The organism is Microbacterium sp. Bi128 (assembly GCF_918698205.1).
This window is the reverse complement of the sequence record NZ_CAKKMM010000455.1, coordinates 1-3,565: the sequence shown is the minus strand read 5'-3', so window position 1 is coordinate 3,565 and position 3,565 is coordinate 1. Positions and strand designations below refer to the sequence as shown.

The following is a 3,565-nucleotide window of genomic DNA, read 5'->3' as shown; positions in this document are numbered from 1 at the left end:
CATCAGCACCACCCCGAGCACGTTCGGCTCCAGGAAGTTGTAGCCGAGCAGGATCAGCGGGCTGTGCCAGAACCCCCAGAACGCGCCCGAGATCAGCAGCGCCGGCCAGACGCCGAGGGGGCGCAGCGCGGGGAGCAGGAACCCGCGCCAGCCGAGCTCCTCACCGAACGCGAACGGGGCGTTGATGACCGCGCCCACCGGGATCATCGCGAGCTGCATGCCGACGAGCATTTCTACCGGCGGCAGCGGCGTGCCCGCGGGGACCGAGGCCTCCAGCAGCTGGCGGAATCCCGAGAAGGTCACGACGTCGAAGCTCGCGACCCCGAACACCCCGACGACAGCGAGTCCGACGGCCACGAGGATCGGCGCGGCGAAGATGACCGCCACGCACGTCCACACCGTTCGCGCGGCCGGCCGCAGCGGCCACATGCCGAGTTCGCGCAACACCGCCCGTGCCCCGCGGCGACCGAGGGTCCGACGCTGGACCGCCAGCGCCGCCAGCACGCCGAGTCCCGGGGTGACCATCATCGCCGCGGCGGTGAGACCGAGGAACGGGTCGGCCAGGCCTTGGCCGCGCAGCCACACGGGCAGGGCGATCAGCCACGACAGCGCGACCGAGGTCACGGCGAAGACGAGGACGGCGGGCCAGTCGAGGCGAGACGAACCATGCATACCTCGACCCTAGGAAGGACCGGATGCCGACGCCTCCCCCGCGCGACGGAGACCGGCGCACCCCTGACCCTCGCGGGGAGAAGAACGGCCGGATGCCTCCCCGAGGGGTGGCATCCGGCCGTATCGATCGCGAACGTCAGGCGCGCGCGCCCACCTCGTCGGTGTCGTCAGTGTCGTCCTCGTCCTCATCGGCGTCGTCCTCGTCGAACTCGCGCGGTTTGACGTACGGGTCCGCCTCGCCGGCGTATGCGGCGCCCGCGGCGAGACCGGCCACCGACTCGTCGCGCTCGCGCGCTTCGCGCAGCAGCGCCGAGATGTGATCGGCGTTCTCGGGGATGGCGTCGAGGATGAACTCCAGCGACGGCGTGAGCCGCGTGTTGAGGTTCTTGCCCACCTCGCTGCGCAGCATGCCGGTCGCGGACTTCAGCGCGGCGGCGGTGTCGGCGCGGTGCGCCTCGTCGCCCATGACGGTGTAGAACACCGACGCGTGCTGCAGATCACCCGTGACGCGCACGTCGGTGATCGTCACGAAACCGAGCCGCGGGTCGCGCAGCCCCTTCTCGAGACGCTCCGCGAGAACCACGCGGATGCGGTCGGCCACTCGGGCCTGTCGTTCCCCTGCCACTTTCGTTCCCTTTCTCCGGAAGACGGAGCGGGGGCCGCGCCCGAAGACGCGACCCCCGCTCGACGGATCAGCCTCGAGGCTTCTCGACCATTTCGGTGGTCTCGATCTCGTCGCCGATCTGGATGTCGTTGAACTTGCCCAGGCCGATACCCGCCTCGAAGTCCGTGCGGACCTCGGTGACGTCGTCCTTGAAGCGGCGCAGCGACTCGATAGCCAGGCCGTCGGCCAGCACGACACCGTCGCGGATGACGCGGGCCTTGGCGTTGCGCGTGATCGTTCCCGACCGCACGATGACACCGGCGATGTTGCCGAACTTCGAGGAGCGGAACACCTCGCGGATCTCGGCGACACCCGACTGGACCTCTTCGAACTCCGGCTTGAGCAGGCCCTTGAGCGACTGCTCGACGTCGTCGATCGCGTTGTAGATGACCGAGTAGAACCGGACGTCCACACCCTCGCGGGCGGCACGCTCGCGCGCCTTGGTGTCGGGGCGGACGTTGAAGCCGATCACGATCGCGTTGTCGATCGTGGCCAGGTTGATGTCCGACTCGGTGATCGCACCCACACCGCGGTGGATGATGCGCAGCTGGACGCTGTCGTCGACCTCGATCTTGAGCAGCGACTCCTCGAGCGCCTCGACGGCACCCGACACGTCACCCTTGATGATGAGGTTGAGCGACTCGACCTTGCCCTCTTCGAGAGCACGGGTGAAGTCCTCGAGCGAGATGCGCTTGCGGGCCTTGGCCAGCTGGGCGTTGCGCTCGGCGGCTTCGCGCTTCTCGGCGATCTGGCGCGCGGTGCGGTCTTCCTCGGTGACGATGAGGACGTCGCCGGCACGCGGGACCGAGTTGAGGCCCTGGACCTGGACGGGGCGCGAGGGGTAGGCCTCGTCGACCGCGTCACCGTTCTCGTCCATCATCGCGCGGACGCGGCCGTAGGCCGTGCCGGCCACGATCGCATCGCCGACGCGGAGCGTGCCCGACTGGATCAGCACCGTGGCGACCGAACCGCGACCCTTGTCGAGCTTCGCTTCGATCGCGACACCGCGGGCAGCCTTGTTCGGGTTGGCCGTCAGGTCGAGACCGGCGTCGGCCGTCAGCAGCACGGCGTCCAGGAGCTCCTGGATGTTCGTGCCCTGGCGGGCCGAGACGTCGACGAACATGACGTCGCCGCCGTACTCCTCGGCGACCAGACCGTACTCGGTGAGCTGCTGGCGCACCTTGGCGGGGTTGGCATCCGGCTTGTCGACCTTGTTGACCGCGACCACGATCGGCACATTGGCCGCCTGGGCGTGGTTCAGGGCCTCCACCGTCTGGGGCATGATGCCGTCGTCGGCGGCGACCACGAGGATCGCGATGTCGGTCACCTGCGCACCACGGGCACGCATGGCGGTGAACGCCTCGTGACCCGGGGTGTCGATGAAGGTGATCGCGCGCTCGATGCCCTCGTGCTCGGTCCAGATCTGGTACGCACCGATGTGCTGCGTGATGCCACCGGCCTCGCCCGCCACGACGTTCGTCTGGCGGATGGCGTCGAGCAGTCGCGTCTTACCGTGGTCGACGTGGCCCATGACGGTGACCACGGGAGGACGGATCTCGAGGTCGTCCTCGCTCTCGGCCTCCAACTCGGCGTCGAGGTCGAGACCGAAGCCCTCGAGGAGCTCTTTGTCTTCGTCCTCGGGCGAGACCATCTGGATCTTGTAACCGAGTTCGGCACCGAGGACCTCGAAGGTGGCCTCGTCGAGCGACTCGGTCGCGGTGGCCATCTCGCCCAGGTTGAACAGGATGGTCACGAGCGTGCCGGGCTGCACGGTGTAGCCGCGCAGCGCCTCGAGCTTGTCCGCGAAGTCGGCGATGGAGGCACCGCGGCGCAGGCGGATGATCTCGCCGTTGCCCTTCGAGACGTTGACGCCGCCGACGACCGGCGCCGACCGCATCTCGAATTCCTGCCGCTTCGCCCGACGCGACTTACGCTGCTTGGACTTGCCGCCGCCCTTACCGAAGGCACCCGCGGTGCCACCGCCGGGACCGCGGCCACGGCCGCCGCCACCACCGGGACGACCGGCGAAACCGCCACCGGGAGCACCGCCACCGGGGCGCTGGAACCCGCCACCGGCACCGCCGGGACGACCGGGGCCGCCGGGACGCTGCTGGAACGGAGCACCGGGACGACCGCCGCCACCGGGACGACCGGCGCCACCGGGGCGCGGGGCACCGGGACGCGGGGCACCGGGACGCGGAGCCTGGGGACGCGGGATGTTGCCGGGGG

At 69.8% G+C, this 3,565-nt stretch carries 3 protein-coding genes; all 3 read right to left on the bottom strand.

Annotated features, from left to right (window positions below; genetic code table 11):
• Positions 1-672, bottom strand: a 672-nt coding sequence (locus tag LQV45_RS20895) for a CPBP family intramembrane glutamic endopeptidase (RefSeq protein ID WP_230008659.1), incomplete at its 3' end; no start/stop codon positions are given.
• A gap of 136 nt (positions 673-808) precedes the next feature.
• Positions 809-1,297: a 30S ribosome-binding factor RbfA gene (gene rbfA, locus LQV45_RS20890; protein WP_230008658.1), complete on the bottom strand. Its 489-nt coding sequence runs from the start codon at positions 1,295-1,297 to the stop codon at positions 809-811.
• A gap of 67 nt (positions 1,298-1,364) precedes the next feature.
• Positions 1,365-3,565: translation initiation factor IF-2 (gene infB, locus LQV45_RS20885; RefSeq protein WP_230008657.1), on the bottom strand; the 2,201-nt coding region annotated here is incomplete at its 5' end.